Annotated in this window: 13 protein-coding genes; 4 read left to right on the forward strand and 9 right to left on the reverse strand. The window is 46.7% G+C overall.

Annotated elements, in window-relative coordinates; translation table 11 throughout:
- Nucleotides 1-50: 50 nt before the first annotated feature.
- The 5 genes from RS891_RS19940 to RS891_RS19960 form a co-directional block, all read right to left on the reverse strand.
- Entirely contained in the window at nucleotides 51-1,154 is a 1,104-nt protein-coding gene (locus RS891_RS19940) for a diacylglycerol kinase catalytic domain-containing protein (RefSeq protein WP_181586480.1), read from the reverse strand.
- Nucleotides 1,151-2,191 carry an SPFH domain-containing protein gene (locus RS891_RS19945; RefSeq protein ID WP_315792990.1) on the reverse strand — a complete coding sequence of 347 codons (1,041 nt, stop codon included), beginning with the start codon at nucleotides 2,189-2,191 and terminating at the stop codon, nucleotides 1,151-1,153. Before RS891_RS19945 ends, RS891_RS19940 begins: the two co-directional genes overlap by 4 nt.
- Before the next feature lie 253 nt (nucleotides 2,192-2,444).
- Nucleotides 2,445-3,461 carry an iron-hydroxamate ABC transporter substrate-binding protein gene (locus RS891_RS19950; RefSeq protein ID WP_315792991.1) on the reverse strand — a complete coding sequence of 339 codons (1,017 nt, stop codon included), beginning with the start codon at nucleotides 3,459-3,461 and terminating at the stop codon, nucleotides 2,445-2,447.
- 156 nt (nucleotides 3,462-3,617) lie between these two features.
- Nucleotides 3,618-7,970, reverse strand: coding sequence for a glycosyl hydrolase 53 family protein (locus RS891_RS19955; protein ID WP_315792992.1), 4,353 nt, complete (start codon nucleotides 7,968-7,970; stop codon nucleotides 3,618-3,620).
- Between the two features lie 315 nt (nucleotides 7,971-8,285).
- On the reverse strand, nucleotides 8,286-9,005 hold the full coding sequence (locus tag RS891_RS19960; RefSeq protein ID WP_113052015.1) for a YceI family protein: 720 nt from the start codon (nucleotides 9,003-9,005) through the stop codon (nucleotides 8,286-8,288).
- A 190-nt stretch (nucleotides 9,006-9,195) separates the two neighbouring features.
- Here RS891_RS19960 and RS891_RS19965 point away from each other — a divergent pair, with 190 nt between their 5' ends.
- Both RS891_RS19965 and RS891_RS19970 read left to right on the forward strand, forming a co-directional pair.
- Nucleotides 9,196-9,882, forward strand: coding sequence for a response regulator transcription factor (locus tag RS891_RS19965; RefSeq protein WP_315792993.1), 687 nt, complete (start codon nucleotides 9,196-9,198; stop codon nucleotides 9,880-9,882).
- On the forward strand, nucleotides 9,867-11,330 hold the full coding sequence (locus RS891_RS19970) for a HAMP domain-containing sensor histidine kinase (protein ID WP_315792994.1): 1,464 nt from the start codon (nucleotides 9,867-9,869) through the stop codon (nucleotides 11,328-11,330). Before RS891_RS19965 ends, RS891_RS19970 begins: the two co-directional genes overlap by 16 nt.
- A gap of 159 nt (nucleotides 11,331-11,489) precedes the next feature.
- Here the strand turns inward: RS891_RS19970 and RS891_RS19975 are convergent, their stop codons facing one another.
- On the reverse strand, nucleotides 11,490-12,302 hold the full coding sequence (locus RS891_RS19975; protein ID WP_315792995.1) for an AAA family ATPase: 813 nt from the start codon (nucleotides 12,300-12,302) through the stop codon (nucleotides 11,490-11,492).
- Between the two features lie 364 nt (nucleotides 12,303-12,666).
- Here RS891_RS19975 and RS891_RS19980 point away from each other — a divergent pair, with 364 nt between their 5' ends.
- Together RS891_RS19980 and RS891_RS19985 are read left to right on the forward strand one after the other, a co-directional pair.
- Nucleotides 12,667-12,819: a DUF1540 domain-containing protein gene (locus RS891_RS19980; RefSeq protein WP_072733378.1), complete on the forward strand. Its 153-nt coding sequence runs from the start codon at nucleotides 12,667-12,669 to the stop codon at nucleotides 12,817-12,819.
- Nucleotides 12,820-13,019: 200 nt separating this feature from the next.
- Nucleotides 13,020-14,477, forward strand: a complete 1,458-nt coding sequence (locus RS891_RS19985) for a 4-hydroxyphenylacetate 3-hydroxylase family protein (protein ID WP_315792996.1) — start codon at nucleotides 13,020-13,022, stop codon at nucleotides 14,475-14,477.
- Nucleotides 14,478-14,503: 26 nt separating this feature from the next.
- On the opposite strand, the gene RS891_RS19990 is transcribed toward RS891_RS19985, so the two are convergent.
- From RS891_RS19990 to RS891_RS20000, 3 genes are read right to left on the reverse strand one after another with little or no spacing between them, the layout of a single operon-like run.
- On the reverse strand, nucleotides 14,504-15,070 hold the full coding sequence (locus tag RS891_RS19990; RefSeq protein WP_072733380.1) for a nitroreductase family protein: 567 nt from the start codon (nucleotides 15,068-15,070) through the stop codon (nucleotides 14,504-14,506).
- Between the two features lie 52 nt (nucleotides 15,071-15,122).
- The gene (locus tag RS891_RS19995) at nucleotides 15,123-15,926 is read right to left on the reverse strand and encodes a hypothetical protein (protein ID WP_315792997.1); all 804 of its coding nucleotides are present in this window, start codon (nucleotides 15,924-15,926) and stop codon (nucleotides 15,123-15,125) included.
- Nucleotides 15,927-15,932: 6 nt separating this feature from the next.
- On the reverse strand, nucleotides 15,933-16,385 hold the full coding sequence (locus tag RS891_RS20000; protein ID WP_315792998.1) for a flavodoxin: 453 nt from the start codon (nucleotides 16,383-16,385) through the stop codon (nucleotides 15,933-15,935).
- Between the last annotated feature and the right edge of the window lie 105 nt (nucleotides 16,386-16,490).

Consider the following 16,490-nt stretch of genomic DNA (forward strand, 5'->3'; position numbering starts at 1 on the left):
CTCTACATCTAGTTTACCATTCTAGTCAAAAACGGATTGGAAATAAAGGATTAGACCACCAAACGTCCACGTTTCTCTGCCAAGCCAATAGTTGCTTCCACTCCGGAATTAAATTCGAGAAAGTCCTGTTCTACCCCGTCACTGAAAATAACACCGTCCTCCGGCATCTGGGAGACAACCTGCAAAGGCTGGTTCGGATGAATCTGTCCGAACACCAGATTGGCTGCAGTCGTCCGGCTGGGGAAAGGTTCACGTACTGTAAAATATAGATAAGGTGCATCCCAGCCGAAGTGATTCATGCTACTCATGCTTCCCTGTGCAGACGCTGTAACCGCGGTATGTGCTTCTGAATAACCTTTTCCTTTAGAGTTTGAGTTTGAATGAGAGCTTATGCTATCTCTATTGGGGATGAACGCTTCACCCGATTGGATGTGCTGCCACGCTTCCGAGCCCACGACTCCGGCAGCACCTGCTAGCACACTTTTGAACCAGCCAGTCGATCCCATTCCCGTGGATACAATCACTCCGCTGGAGGATTGTTGTTCTACCGATGAACCCATACGAACTTCGTAACGAGCAGATACATGCGTCTTTCGGCCAATGAAAAGATCGTTGACGCCATAGAGATACTGCCCATCATTCAGCTCCACTTTGGCCAGAGTCACTTCTTTCAGCGAGCGACGTTTACGAATCACATCAGGTATAATGAAGCTCAGATCCTCCACAGTAAATGGCAGCAGTACCCCATCCCAACGCATCGGATCAGGATTTACACCAATGAGCGGCTGCTCGGTTACGTACTTAAGCGTATTGGCAACAAGTCCGTCTTGCCCAATCACTACCACAATATCTTGCGCTCCAAAAATAAAGTTGGGTACATGTTCCCGATCAATCGTCTGAACCCGGCCCAGTTGGCTAAGCTGCAGCTGGGCCTGCTGCACGGAATGATAATAACGTCTGTCTTCCTCCAGGTAATCACTGAAGTCAGCTCCCAGACGTTCAATATAGAACTGGGCCTGTTGGACTGTGTTATAGCGGACCACCAATTCTTCCAGCCTCGTTCTGCGTTTGACTAGAATCAACTTGTATTCGGTCATTGGTTCTCTTCCCGCAGTGTGTGTGGTTACAGTCTGGCTTGCCTTCCCAAGTCTCATCGTGCCCGACCTCCCTGTTCTCTTGTCGGTGGATTCATCAGTCCTTGCAGCAGATCCGGCGAAATGTTAAGCTGTCCAATTTTCCCGGCATTCTCAGCCATCTCCTGGAATGCAAGGGCAATCAGTTTATCCGAGTTCATACCCATGTTAGCCATCGCCTGTAGCACACTAGGCTCCACCTGTTGTAACGAGTTCATCACAGCAGCAATTTCATAGGCTTTGGCATCAGCTTCGGCGTTCTGATTGGCAATCGTTAATTCAATGAGCTGTTGTTTCCGTTCCTCCATCGCCGTATTGAATTGAAGCTGTTCCTGTTCCATCTCATTTTGTTTCTGTTTCACCGAACGCTCGGCATGTAGTTGCGTTTCTCGAATCTGCTGTTTTTTCGTCTCCACGGCAATTTCCGTATTCAGTTCATTCTCCTTCACTATCCGCTCCTGTTCAATGGATGCATTGCGACGTACATAAAGTGCTTCGTCGGCCTGGCGTAAAATCTCTTCCCGCGCTTGTGCTTCCAGTGCGCGCATCGTCTCTTTATTGGGCAAAATGGCCAGAATGGACAGACTCATCAGCTCTACACCCAATTTCTCCAGTTCCTCACTCTGCACCACTTCCCGTTTCATGCTGCTGGCCAGCCGTTCACTCGATTGGATTGCTTCCTTCAGGGGCATTTGCTCCAGATGTTTTTTGGTTAACACCTTGGCGGTCGTAATTACACGTTGATCCAATTTGCCAGGATCGTCGGAGATATATCTGTTTTTGCGCAAATTGTACGTGTAGTTCAAGCTTTGGGTGATTTTCATATAATCAACGATACGATAGCTCAGTTGACCCTGAACCGTAACGGTTTGATAATCGGCTGTTATTTCTTCGAACATAAAGGGCACATCCACCGAAGATACAGGCAGAACCACCACCGATGTCGTCGGCTCATAATAGTAGAAGGACAAACCCACACCTTGACGTTGCACCTGCCCATTCTTCACTTTCATTACGTACTCACTGGGTTGAAACTTCACGAATCGGAATCCAAACATTGCTCATTCCCCATTTCTTAATATTGTCGTTTTGATATTATCGAAATGATAACAAATGAATTTGATATTGTCAATATGACATTAACAACTTTTTTTGCTTTTGACATCAAAAAAAGACCTACCTTAGGCAAAAGCCTTGAGATAGGTCGATTTTCTATAATTATAGTCAGTAATGACAACTCATAATGGGTTAGATTTGAGAGGCGCTAGCCTAACATTAGGAGTCACCACGTTGTTAATCAACGTTCATCATTTATTTATTTTGTTCAGCGCTCTTCAAGATCAGATCAACAAACAAATCAATCTGCGCTGTAATGGCGATCGGATCATATCGATAGAATGTGTCAAAATCATTCTCGAAGAATCGGTGATTCTTCACCGCATTCAGACCATTCCATACTTTGGACTGTTTGAATTCCTTCAGCGCTTCGCCTTTTTTCTCAGGATCGTACACCGTCATGAACATGTAATCGGTAGCGTATTCCGGCAGTACTTCAAGCGATAGCTGCACGGTCTGATTGTCTTTGCTCACCTTGCTCGGCATTTTCAGCTTCAAAGCATTGTATACCACTTGTCCGCCCCGGCCTGCGTTGTCGCCAAAGATCCACAGATCTCCTTTGTCCGTCAATTCGTATAATCCTACGGTCGTATTTTCGTCCACGATGCCTTTCAGCTTCTCGCGTCCTGCTGCCGCCTTTTCCTCATAATCGGCAATGAACGCCTTCGCCTGCTCCGGTTGACCAATCAAATCACCAAACAGCTCAACTGTCTTGTAGATATCTGTCGCTGTACCATATGGGATATGCACGGTTGGTGCAATTTTGGACAGTTCCTCGTAGTTATCATCATACATGACAACGATCAAGTCAGGCTGTAATTCCAGCGTCTTCTCCACGTTAACCGGATAACCCACGTCTGTGGTGTCTTTCAGCTTGTCCTTAATAAACGGATTATCGAAGGCACTCGGCTCCACACCAATCAGATTACCACCTACAGACAGAATTTCGCCCCCGTAGTAATCGGTCACGATGCGTTTCGGATGTGCAGGAATGGTAACCATCCCTTTATCCGTCTGATACTCGCGTGTTTCACTTTCCGTTGATTCATTCTGAGCCGTATCGGTTCCAGTGGATTCCTGATTCTCAGTCGTCTGCCCTGATCCGCTCCCCGTTTCATCCGTTGTCTTTCCTGCATTTCCGCAGCCCGCAAGAACTAGCGCAAACACAATAAATAACGTGCAAATGGAAAGAATCGATTTGGATTTAAACATAAACATGATGCCCCCTATAATTCAGTGCTTTTGTGATAATGGTAATCATTATCATTGGAATCATAGCAGAATTGATTACTTACTGTCTACCATTTTGTTGAATGTATAAACATAGGGATCGAGCAGAAAGACCCGATCCCTATATCATATATACACTTAGAATTTATAAATCTGCTCCATCATTCTGGCTACAGCGACTGCACCCTGTGCACGATTAGCATGCAGTTTAGGCGCAAACGATCCATCTGCCATTCCTTGAAGCAGGCCTTGCTCCTGCATCGCTGCAACAGCTTGTTTTGCATATTCAGCGATATCTGCGTTGTCATTGAATTCGATACCATCTGATGAAGAATCAACGGCTGCACTGGTGTTCTGCTTCATGACCTGTATCGCACGGTTTAACATCACGGCCATGTCCTCACGGGTAATACGTTCAGTTGCTGCAAACGATCCATCTGCTCGGCCTTGCACGATTCCCATCTCCAGACCAAGGCGTACGGAATCTGAATACCACTGACCATTCTTAACATCCATTGGAGTCAAAGTGGACGGTTCCGGCAAGCGTGATTCGCCAATCCCCTTCATGATCATTTGCAGAAATTGTGCACGTGTCAGTTCTCCTTGCGGGCTGAATTGGGTATTTGTCATGCCTGAAATGATTCCTTTGCCATACAGATTCTGAACCTCTTTAATGGCCCAGGAGTGGGATTGTAAGTCATTCAACGGCACCTGTACTTCAGTAACCACGAAACGACCTGCTTGAAGCGGCTTGAAAGCCAGACTTTGGGTCATTTCATCATATTGAGTAAAGGTTACTGGTTTCATTTCACCGTTTGGCAAAAGGGATTGGATAACCAGCACAACGTCCTCTGCATTGGGATTTTGAACATTCGACATCGCGATTTCAATGGATCTATCAGTCCACTGTAACGGCTCTCCGTTTAACAGCAGATCCACACTGACCACATTGCGGTTACCGATGGCTTTCTTTTGCACTTCTGACAGATTGGCTGTAGAGTCTTCGGCCAGAATGACATCCAGCGTAGCCCTATCTTCACTACCAGTATCCTTCAATAAACCTAGTGGGATACGGACAGATGTCTGCTTCATGGTCAGTTCAAGCGACTGTAATGCCTGAGTACGTGCCCATTCCTGAAGTTGGTTTGCGTTGAGTTGAAAGGACACAGCCTTAGTATCCTTAGGAACATCTGCAATCAAGGTGAGCTTTTTGCTCCCTGCTCCCATTCCGTTAATCGTTTGAGATAACTGCTTCATATCAGGTTGAATCACATAGGTGCCCGCACCCGTACTTGTACCTTTGAGTGTAATGGAACCACTCTCTCCTGGACTGCCCGATTCAACAAGCGGCTTTACAGAAGGATTCTGCGAAGACCCAGGCGTGGAAGGCTGCGCAGGTTGACCAGGCTGTGACGGCTGACCCGGGGTCGACTCTTGCCGTACAAGCTGACTAACCGCCTCTTTCAAGGCATTATCCGCAGCACTGATTTCCTGTGCACTGGCTTCTGCATCATCCATGAGTAAGCGGGCAAACGACAGTGCCTGTGCAAACCCATTCCAGCTTGCGGCCGTGTAATCACTTTGATGCAGCTGCCCAGCGGAATTCACTGTAGTCTCCAGGGCAGATTTGTCTGCCGGGAACACCCCGTAAGCTTCAAAATCCATAAAGCCTACCCACTCAGAACCTGCGGTAATGGTCAGTCGAATATAACGCGCCTCCGTGCCTGCGAGCAGGATATGTCTTGGACTGGTGGATACAACCACATCACTCGTTGTATCTACAATTTTGACAAAATTCTCGTTATCTTTGGACACTTCGATCTTGTATTTAATGCCTCCACTCCACATGGACATTTCCAGCTTACGGATCACAGCGGTTGCCCCCAGATCCACTTGCCACCAGCTACCTACGCTCTGATCTGTCCCCCATGAAGTATTAGGATTACTGTCAATCGCTCCCCCAGGCGAGTTAGCTTCTCCACCACCTGTACCTGCACTGCTTGATGCAGTAGCTGTCTTGCCTGTTGTTAATGCCTCCAGCAAAACAAGGTTGTTATTCGCTTTTTGCAGTATAGTCAGAGCTTCCTGCACTTCCGATTGTATGGCATTCTGCTTGTCTCTGACCGTGATTGCTGATAACAATGCCGCTTTCAGGTTTGCCCAGCTTCGCTGAGTATACGAAGATTCGGTCAACTGCTGGGTTTCACCGATAAACTGTGTCAGCTCAGTTTTGTCTACATTGGACAAACGATGGATGGCTGCTTCCACTTGTTTTGTTGCAGTGTTCACCTCGGTCTGGGTAGCTCTTGGGTCTGTCATAACCTGTTCTGCACGAGTAAGAGCCTTGGTCAGAACAGCCCATGTTGCAGCAGACCAATCTGCTTGTTTATATGTTTTGGCTTCGGCAATGATTGCCTCAAGAGCGTTTCGATTCGCCGCTATAACATCAAGCTGCTCCATAACCTCATTAAGAGCGGCAGTCGCAGCGTCTGTATCCTGTTGTGTCACACCACTAGATGTATAAGCCAATTTGTACGTATTCTCGGCTGCTGCAATGGCTGGAGCAAGTGTGGTCCAACTTTCAGAAGTGAAATCACTGGATTTCAGCGCCTTTGCATGTGTAATGGCTGCTGACAACTCTTTCCGATCTGCAGGCAGAATCTCCAGGCCACGTTTGTACACGTCCAGCGAAGGCAGAGCACGCCCTTCATACGAGTAACCGCCATTCGCCGGATATTCGTCATAATCGAACATGGCGTGATTCTCCCATGCGTCTCCCTCGGAAGCAATCCAGCCTACATTGGCTGCAATCCATGCAGGCTCCCAATAGAAGAATCCCGCTCCCTTCTGATCCGGAACTTGTGAGATCATGTCCATAATGCCCGCAATGGCATCATATTGTCCCTGTACGGTTGCCGGGAAGGTAGCACCTCCCACATTCAGCGTTTCCGGGTTGCCAATAATATTGCCGTGAGCATCCCCGTTTTTATACGAGAATGGATATGACGTCTCAGCAATAATGACTTCTTTTCCATATTTCGCGGATACCTCATTCATCGTTTTGCGCACATCTGCGAATGTTCCGTGCCAGAATGGATAATAGGACAGGCCGATAATATCATACTCCAAATGACGTTTCTGCAATTCGCCGAAATACCAGTCAAATGTATCGGCTTTGCCCCCCTCAGCCAGATGGATCATGATTTGAACCTGATCTCCACCTTGAATCGCGCGAACGCCATCCACTCCTCGCTGAAGTAAGGCAACGTTTTCATCAAAGTTGACATTACTCTTCAATCCGTTTAACACGCCACTGTTGATTTCGTTACCGATCTGTACCATGTCTGGCATCGCGCCCGCTTCCTTCATCTCGCCTACCACTTCACGCGTGTAATCATACACCGCCGTCTTCAAGTCCTCGAACGAGAGATTTTCCCAAGCCTTCGGACGAAGCTGCTGACCGGGATGCGCCCATTCATCGGAATAATGGAAGTCGAGCAGGATTTTCATGCCTTTCTCTTTTACCCGCTGGGCAAGACGAATCACATCTTTCTTGTCGTTGTACCCATTGGATTTCTGTGGATCATTCCACAGACGAAGCCGCACATAGTTCACGCCACGGTCTTTTAGAATATCGAGCAGATCGCGCTCAGCTCCATTGCTGTCCAGATAATAACCTCCATTATCCTCAATGGCCGTTAACGTGGAAATATCCACCCCTCTGACAAAATCACTGCGGTATCCTTCTATTGTAACGGTAGCTTCAGGTTGAATGGGAGCCCCATATACATCACCTGTAACGGTAAAGCTGCCGGCTGATGCATATTGTGAAGGATTAATTTCCTCCCATGCAACCGGGACAAGGCCCGATTTCCCATTCTGATAATGTGCAGTGACTTTTGCTGGCAGAATAGGAGCAGTACGACTTACGGTAGACACGTTGACCGGATCGTAATTCACGATGTCTGCCGGATTCCGTACCTCTTCCTCTCCCCAGATTTGAAGCTCAGAAATGCCTGGCCACCAGTCGGTACCCGCATAATAAGGAATTGTGACTTTTACGTACTGGACCGCTTCAGCCTGGAAATCCAGAATGACCTGTGATTCCGCTTTATCGTTGGCAGAATGATCTGCCACAGATGTCCAAGTATTTCCGTCCTCAGAAACCTCCACCAAAAACTTCACAACCTCGTTTGCATCCTTCCACGTTAGTTCCGCACCGGAAAGGTTGTATGAAGCTCCCAAGTTTACCGTCAGCCAATGCGGTTGATCTACTGAAGTAGGACTATTCGCACTCCATTTTGTATCTCCATTACCATCCACCGCTTTTTCTTTATAGCCCTCCCATTGTAGATCCTCTGAGCTGACCGTAACCGCCTTATTCAGCGCAACATTTACTTTCGCCGCTGCCGCTGCGGGCCGAACTGCCAGACCCAAATCACAGAACAACATCAGTAATACGAGACAGCCGCTTATGTATCTTTTGTGCACGCTTGATCTCCCCCTTATCGTTTGTTTGGTTCAAGTTGAACAATGAATGTTGTAAATCATTATCATTGTAAGCGCTTTATATCAAACGAGGACACGGTATTATGCCAAGGAAACAGCAGTTATTTTAACTGAATGCTTGGTAATTCCTTGCTCGCCGTGGATCGATTTCCATTCTTCACAGAAAAAATCTGCCCCCTCCGCCACACGGGCGGATTGGAACAGATTCTGTCTGTTACTAAAAGTATGAATAAGTAGAATTTCGGTCTACACTTTATGGAATTTTAGCATCACTTATATTCAATCATGCCGAGAAACTTACTTGCTGAGCTTCAGCTCCAGTTGAACCTGAATGTCATTTTCTGTAGAAAGGACCACCGAATGTGGATTCTCCATACCAAAATCTTCAAAGGTCACCATCGTTGTGGCGGACAACAGTACCTGGTCATTTTCATAAGCGGCTTTTACGTCAAACGCAACCTCTTTCTCAATGCCTTTTACCGTTAGGGTGCCGTTCATTTTAAAGTCTACGGTCTGTCCTGTCGCCCATTCCGTTGGTACACCTTCAAATGAGTTAGCCGTAAATGTAGCTTGTGGATGGGTGGAAACATCGAAGAAATCAGCTTCTTTCACATGTCCATCCCGCTGGCTATTGCCTGAATCAATGTCACTCATCTCGATCTGTCCATCCGCTTTCATCTGGGATGCATCGTCTACATTAAGGGTCAAGTTTCCACTAACCTGCTCGTCCGCAAAATTGACCGTTTCCCGGGATGTCGTTACCGAAAAATATACTTTCGAACCTTCGCTAATGCTCCAGTCTCCATTCAATTGCTCTGCTCCTGCTGCAACGTTGGATACACTTGTACCACTGTCCGATCCGGCTTCCGTTGTGGACGCTGCAGTGCTGGCAGGAAGTACCTGTTCAATCTCAACGTTGTTGCCCAGGTAACTGTTCGCGAAATAGTACCCTCCGCCTCCAAGAATGACGATTGCTGCCGCACCTGAGATCATCCATGTTTTTGTCTTTTTATTCATCTCTATTTCCTCCAATGGGTAACTGTATAAGTTGGTTATTTATCAGCATCTTACCAGCCCAATGTGTCAGGATGACGTCAAGAGATGACGTGTAACGCATTTTTTTCTGAAAATAATTGCATGATTGGCTTTGTGCTTCCGCTCATGTAAAATCAGTACACAAGCTTCTGAAGTGAAAGGAGACACTTTCTTGAAATCCATACTCATCGTCGAAGATGAACAAGCCATTGGCCGTGTGCTGGCTGCCTATCTTCGAAAAGCGGGATTCGACGTTCGTCATGCAGCGGATGGACCCACTGCCCTAACTTTATTTGATTCGGATGTGCCTTCCTTGGTCTTGCTGGATGTGATGCTGCCCGGAATGGACGGTTGGGATCTGCTACGAATCATCCGCGAAAAAAGTGCTTGTCCCGTCATCATGTTAACCGCACTGGATGATATTCAGGACCGTCTTAACGGGCTGAATGCCGGTGCTGACGATTATATGAGCAAACCCTTTGTGCCCGAGGAAGTAGTCGCCAGAGTCAATGCTGTGCTTCGCCGCAATCCACACTGGACAGCTGAAGGTGAAGGCAAACGATATTTTGGCAATCTGGTCATTGATCTGGCTGCCAAACAGGTACTTTTGAACGGTGCCGAGGTTGCACTCACACCACGTGATTTGTCACTGCTCCTGTTTCTATCGGAATACCCCAACCGCACATTCACCCGGGACCATCTGATTGAACAGGTATGGGGCATGGACTATGACGGAAGTGACCGGGCTGTGGACCTGTCGATCAAACGGCTGCGTCAGGCGTTATCCCACTGGCTGCCTGAAACGGGAGAAATCCGGACTTTACGGGGAATGGGGTATCAATTTTGGATCGCCAACTAAAACGAAATACAACCAAACGTAAAACATCCATTCTGTCCTACTGGACACTTCGATATTTTCTAATCCTCTGTATTGGTTTCACCATTATTGTTGCAGGGGCACTTTACTGGATCAGAACTACTTCCATTGAAAAAGGTCTCAAAACGGCCCAGCTGCTAGGGCTGGAAATTGCCGAAAAGGTAACAGGAGCGGATAACAAACTGCATATTCCCCCGGATCTCGACAGACTCGTGGACAAGCGAACCAAGCTTTTCAATACAGATAATTACTTTTGTATTATGGTGCTCGACAACAATAATCAATTGATCTATTCCAAACCAAAAATGACGCAGCAAGATGTATATAATCGGCTGTCTGATGACCTACGTGAACCAAGAAACAAAAAATTCGCCGGGGTGACGGTCAATGTCACAGATGACGATCAGACGCTTGGTAAAGTGTGGGTCATGCAGTCCAAAAAATCCATTGCATACAATCCGGAAACGATGCTTGTGGTATGCATCCTGTTCGTTGCTTTAATTCTGTGTGGTTGGTTTACAATCTACCTCCTGTCCCGCAAGCTCTCCAGGCCTATTCGTCAGGTCGCCCATGCCGCAGAGCAGATTCGAAACGGAAATTATGAAGTCAATTTGGATCTGAACACACGGGAACGGGAGATGAATGAACTCGTTGAATCTTTTCGCGAGATGTCCATCCGTTTGCAGCAATTGGAGGAATGGCGTGCCCTGTCACTTGCTGGGGTAACCCATGAATTGAAAACACCGGTAACGTCCATTAAAGGACTCGTGATGGCTGTCCGGGACGATATCGTCAGTCCGGAGGAAGCAAAGGAATTCCTGGACATCGCACTCAAAGAATCCGAACGAATGGAACGTATGGTCGCTGATCTGCTGGATTACAATGCGATGAGCGCTGGAAGTGTTGCTGTTCGTCGGGAACGCATAGATTTGAATTTGCTGGTGGATGAGATTATCTATCAGTGGAAAATTGCTTATGAGGACAAGTCTCCCGAGATTGAATTGCACACACCTTCGGGTACCCTCTATACCATCGGTGATACACTTCGGATTCAGCAGATTATTGTCAACCTGCTTAATAACGGACTGCAAGCAGCCGCTTCCGACCAAGCTGCCATCTTTAATATCCGTCTGCGCACCGAGGCGGAAAACTTGTTTGTTGATGTGCAGGATAACGGTACGGGTATCACAAAAGAAGATCAACCCAAGATCTTCGAACGTTTTTACCGTGGCGAGATCAAAAAACGCCGTACCCGCGGGCTAGGTCTGGGACTGACCTATAGCCGTTTGCTTGCTCGAGCTCAGGGAGGGGATTTATCCCTGACCTCCAGCAGTCCTGAAGGCAGCCTTTTCACCTTAACTTTGCCACGATGGTCTAGTCTTGAAAAAACAGAGATTGAACCACCTTACCGCGCAACGGCTAACGCCTAATTCAATGCATGCATTTTCATAAATGGTCTTACTTCATCTGCCAAAGAATCAAAAACAAACGGTCTATGTAGTTTGCTGAAATATTGAATAGCCCGACATTCCTTCATAGGAACCGGGCTATTCATTATGTGACAGTGGTCGCTGATATTCATATACATGCTATGTGGTCAGTACCCGCGGCATATATTCTGCATAAGCGTCATTAATGAATTGCTCATGTAATGGGCTGCTGGCAATAATGGCTTTTCGCTTAGCCTTCAAGACAATCTGCTCTACATCCGCATAACTGCATCCTGTGAGGCGTTCACACGTGAATTCTTCCAGTCGGCTCTCCTGCGCAAACTGCCCCATCAGCTTGCTAATATACAATCTACGGCTCGAGTCATCCGGCATCCCATAAGTCATTTTGGTATCAAATCGCCGCCATATCGCATGATCCAGCTGTGTCTCCAGATTCGTAGCGGCAACCAGAATGCTGTCACCATCAAATTCATCAAGACACTGCAACAATGTATTGACGACACGAGCCATTTCTTTAACCTCATCATTACTTTCACGTGTACGACCTACGGCATCAAATTCATCTAGAAATAGCACACAGGGATTAGCCCGTGCATATTCAAATAATTTACGGACATTGCTTCCCGTCTCCCCTAGGTGGCTATGAATAATAGCATCGAGTCTTACAAGGACAAGCGGAAGCTGAAGTCGGTGTGCAAGATGGAAAGCCGTTAAGGTTTTGCCTGTACCCGGAGGACCAAACATTACCATTTTGTTCGGCATTGGCACATCATGTTCTGCAAACTGATCTTTCATACCGAGAATGGTAATAAACTCCTCCACAACCCGTTCATTGTCTGCAGAGAATACAATATGCTTTGCCTTGCTTCCACACTCTTTCGGTGAATAAAAAGCGGCCATATCGATGCCTTTCGCTCGGGGTATCCGATTTATATGGTTGGTTTTGCTCATCGTTGATCGTTCTCCTTCTTCTATGTCTCAAGAGATCATCCAAGTTAAATCCTATTGATTCAATCTCATACATAAAGTTAACGATTGTTTAATCGTAATTATTACTATTAAATCATATCATAATACGACCTCTTTGCAAAGTTTCAGTGACTTGTCCATCATTTTGCTCAAGGTCTCGTCCAATTTGTTGCAAGAGGCAGTAAAATTTGCTATTCTAAATATGCATCGTTGTGTATAATGCAAAAAAGCCCTCTTTTTACTCGAGAGAGCACAAAATTTTTCCAGATTTGCAAGCGGCAACTTGCCATTTCCGGATGTTTTTTATACCAACGAATGTAATCCAATCAAAGCGAGGTTATCAATCATGGCAAAAGACGTATTATGTGAGGTTAATTCATGTCGTCACTGGGCTCAAGAGAACAAATGCAACGCATCTTCAATCTACATCGTGAGTCACAGTTCCAAAAAAGTAAGTGAATCCGCTGAAACGGATTGCAAAACATTTGAAGTAAAATAAAAATTCAAATTGTACAAGTTAAAGGAGCCCTCGTGGTTCCTTTTTCTTTTTCTATTGTAACAAGAATGATAATTATTATCAAGCTCTTTTCAACAAAACCTGAACTCCCTTCTCTTCATGCACATTGGACTGCCTATTGACGTACACTACGAGAGCAGTCAAACTGCCCATGAACGAATAGACCATAGAGGTGAGTAACGATGCCCGTAAAAAGTGGCAAACAGTATATTGAACGGATCGATGCACAGACGGTCCCCTGCTGGTACAAAGGAGAGCTTGTTACTGGAAAACGTTCTGAACATTTTGCGTTTGCAGGTTTGATGGAAACTCAAGCGAAGTTGTACGATCTTCAGTCTGATCCACATTTAATCGATACGATGACTTATGCATCTCCTGCTGACGGAAAACCAGTAGGTATGTCCTTTCTGCCTCCAACCAGTGTGGATGACTTGCGCAGACGCCGAGAAGCAATGAATATTTGGTCAGGGACTCACCATGGTTTTTTGGGACGATCACCCGATTATATGAACACAGCAATTATGGCCTTTTATACTGGGGCAGATATCCTTGAAGAAGTATCGCCACAATACGCCGAAAATCTGAGAAACTACTATGCCTACTGCCGGGATAATGATATTACCCTCTCCCATGCCTTTATCCAGCCTCATGCCAGTAAAATTTCGGGACTATTGGACGCGACCGAAGACGCCATTGCCGCCAAAGTGGTTGATCGCACTGAAGAAGGTCTAATCATCAATGGTGCATTCATGATGGCCACTCAGGCCGCCACATCAGACGAAATCCTGGTGTATCCTTCCCCTTCACCAGCACCGTTCGACGATGAAAATCCGTTCGCTTTTGCTTTTGCTGTACCGAATGACCTGCCTGGAATTAGTCTTATCTGCCGGGATACGTACGCATCCGAGTCCAATTTCAACTATCCACTCAGTTCCAGATATGAAGAGATGGATAACATTGTAATTTTTGATCATGTGCTTGTTCCTCATGAGCGGATATTCTTCGCCGGTAATGAGGAGATGTCTGGCCGCCTCTTTAGCGGAAGCCATTTTCATATTCACGCAGGACATCAGGTCGTATGCCGGTATATTGCCAAAACAGAATTTGTTCTGGGCACCATTCAGTTACTCGCTGACACGCTCGACCAAGCTGCTGAAACGCATGTGATAGAGAAAACAGCCAGGGTGCTTGCCGGTCTTGAAACGTTAAAAGCACTGGCTCTGGCAGCAGAAGCCGGTGCTATGGAAGATGGACGGGGATTTATAGTACCTGCCCCCAAACCTTTAATGGCAGCAAACCTTTTATTCCCCAAACTGTATCCAGAGATGATTGAAATCTTACAGCTCTTGGGCTCCAGCGGTGTAATTATGGTGCCTCAGGAAGAGGAGTTCCACTCGAATATCGCGCCTCACTTGGATACGTACCTTAGAGGAACCGATATGGTATCTCAGGAACGCACGGCATTGTTCCGTCTGATCTGGGAGCTTGGAGCAGGATCATTCGGAGGCAGGCAGACCCAGTTCGAACGGTTCTTTTTTGGTAACACCGTCACCGTCTCGAACCGGATGTATTCAGCAGGCTCCGCAGATCAATCATATCGTCAGCTCGTTCGTAATTTTATTGCCAAAACCGGCAAATAAGAATGAGGAATGACTGATACCCTCGTTTAAACCAGATGGTCGTAGACCGTCATCAGTTCAGAGGCTGGTCTGCCTGCGTCGGTGTCCCGAAGTGCAGACTGGTCTCCGTAACCGATGTGGAATACACCCAGTACTTTTTCCTCACGCGTTAGACCCATCAAATTCATAAATACGGGATGCTGCTGATAATCATTGATCTTCCAGACAGCATTCAAGCCTTGTTCCGCTGCCAGGATGCAAAAACGTTTGCTCCAGGCTTTTGCAGGCAATAAATGGTCCTCCCTGGCACTTGAAGGGGCTACAACAACCAGATGTGCCGGAATAGCTTCTGTATACTGATATGTAGCCCAGTCCCCGTAACGATCTGCCAAATGTGGTGGGTAACTCTGTCTGACCGCCTCCAGATACAGTTGACGTCCTTCATTCGCGAACAACATAAACCGCCAAGGCTCTGAACTTATCACATATAAAGATGGATCTGCTTCATCCAGCAACCGTCTTATAACCGACTGTGGTACAGGCAACGGGCTGAATTCACAAGTTCCTGTACGTTTCTTGCCGCTTGCTGCATCTTGTCTCAAACCGGTAGACATGGCTCATCCCTCCTTAATCTGCACGATATATCACAACATCCCTTGTCTTGCTTTACATCAACCAGTTTTTTTTCGGTTCAGTCTCACTTCTCCACCGATCGACCTCTTCATGAACTCTGGCTTTGTCCCGAACCGTAAATTGGTCAGACTCCACCTTCTCTGTGCTCGGAATGCTGTCACGAATCAGTCGAATATAATCCATCGAACGGACAAGCGATTGACGTCCCGGGATATATCGAATCTTGCGACCTTCAAGCAAACAATAGATTTCGATCATGCCTGGCAGCTTGCCAAATGCTTCCCAGCAGAACACACTCACCATATGCTGGAACGCCTCAACCACATTTGGATCATGGACAACCATATATTTTTGGATGAGTAGTGAATCCCAGCCCTCTGGCTGCCAGGCAGCCTGGAAGATCATGGATAGATGCATGGACAAGGTAGGAAGCTCCGTTCGCCATTGTTCAAACAGAATGGTCGGATGCTTCAAATCATCGTTCATGGCAATTGCAAGGGATAATTCATCCGTAATTTTGTTTTTTACATCCCAGTAATGAAGTACCGATTCGAATCCGGTTGCCTTTCTAGGCCACCACTTTTCGAGTAAATATTGCACAGGCACCTCTTTGCGCACTTCCGGGTCCATACTGTAAAAGGCATTAACTGCATGGCTGACTGCATATTGTACACGGTGTCTCCATTGCAGCGGTGAGCGCTGTTCAGCCTCCGGTTCCGGGCGGATGAACCGATGCGGGCTGCGCAGCATCTCTTCCAATCTGTAATCTTCAAGCAGCCGTACCGGTGTGTCTGACATTCCCGGCTGCAGAGCTGCCTGAACATTATGTCTTAACATGAGTCCTTAGGACACCTGTAATCCGGCAGCAGCAAAACGTTTGCCAAAGTCACGGCACGTATCCTTCTCCTGCTCCAACGGACTGTATTCAATCTTCAGCATCTCTGGAGATACCTCCGCCCCACGTTCCACCAGCTTCGCTGCCGCGAGATCAACGGCTCCGCAGTACTGCTCGTAAGAAGTATCCCCGCTTCCGAACACCGCTGCCCGTTTGCCACTCAGATCTAGCTCATCCAGCTCTTCGTAAAAATCGAGGAATTCATCCGGCAGTTCACCGTCTCCCCACGTGTATACCCCAATGAGAAACCCGTCATAATCAAGTACATCAGCTGCATTGCAATCCGTTACGGACTTGAGATCCACTTCATGCCCACCTTGTTTAATTCCTTCGACGATCAGTTCCGCAATCTCTTCCGTATTTCCTGTCATACTTGCATAAGCCACTAACAATTTAGCCATCTATTTTTCCCTCACTTTTTATTGATCATGTCATACTATTCCTGAAGAAGTAACATTTGAATTTATCAAAATCATATGTGATAATGATTATCATTGTCAAATTAA

Origin of the sequence: Paenibacillus sp. BIC5C1 (genome assembly GCF_032399705.1) — a bacterium.
Classification (GTDB): domain Bacteria; phylum Bacillota; class Bacilli; order Paenibacillales; family Paenibacillaceae; genus Paenibacillus; species Paenibacillus taichungensis_A.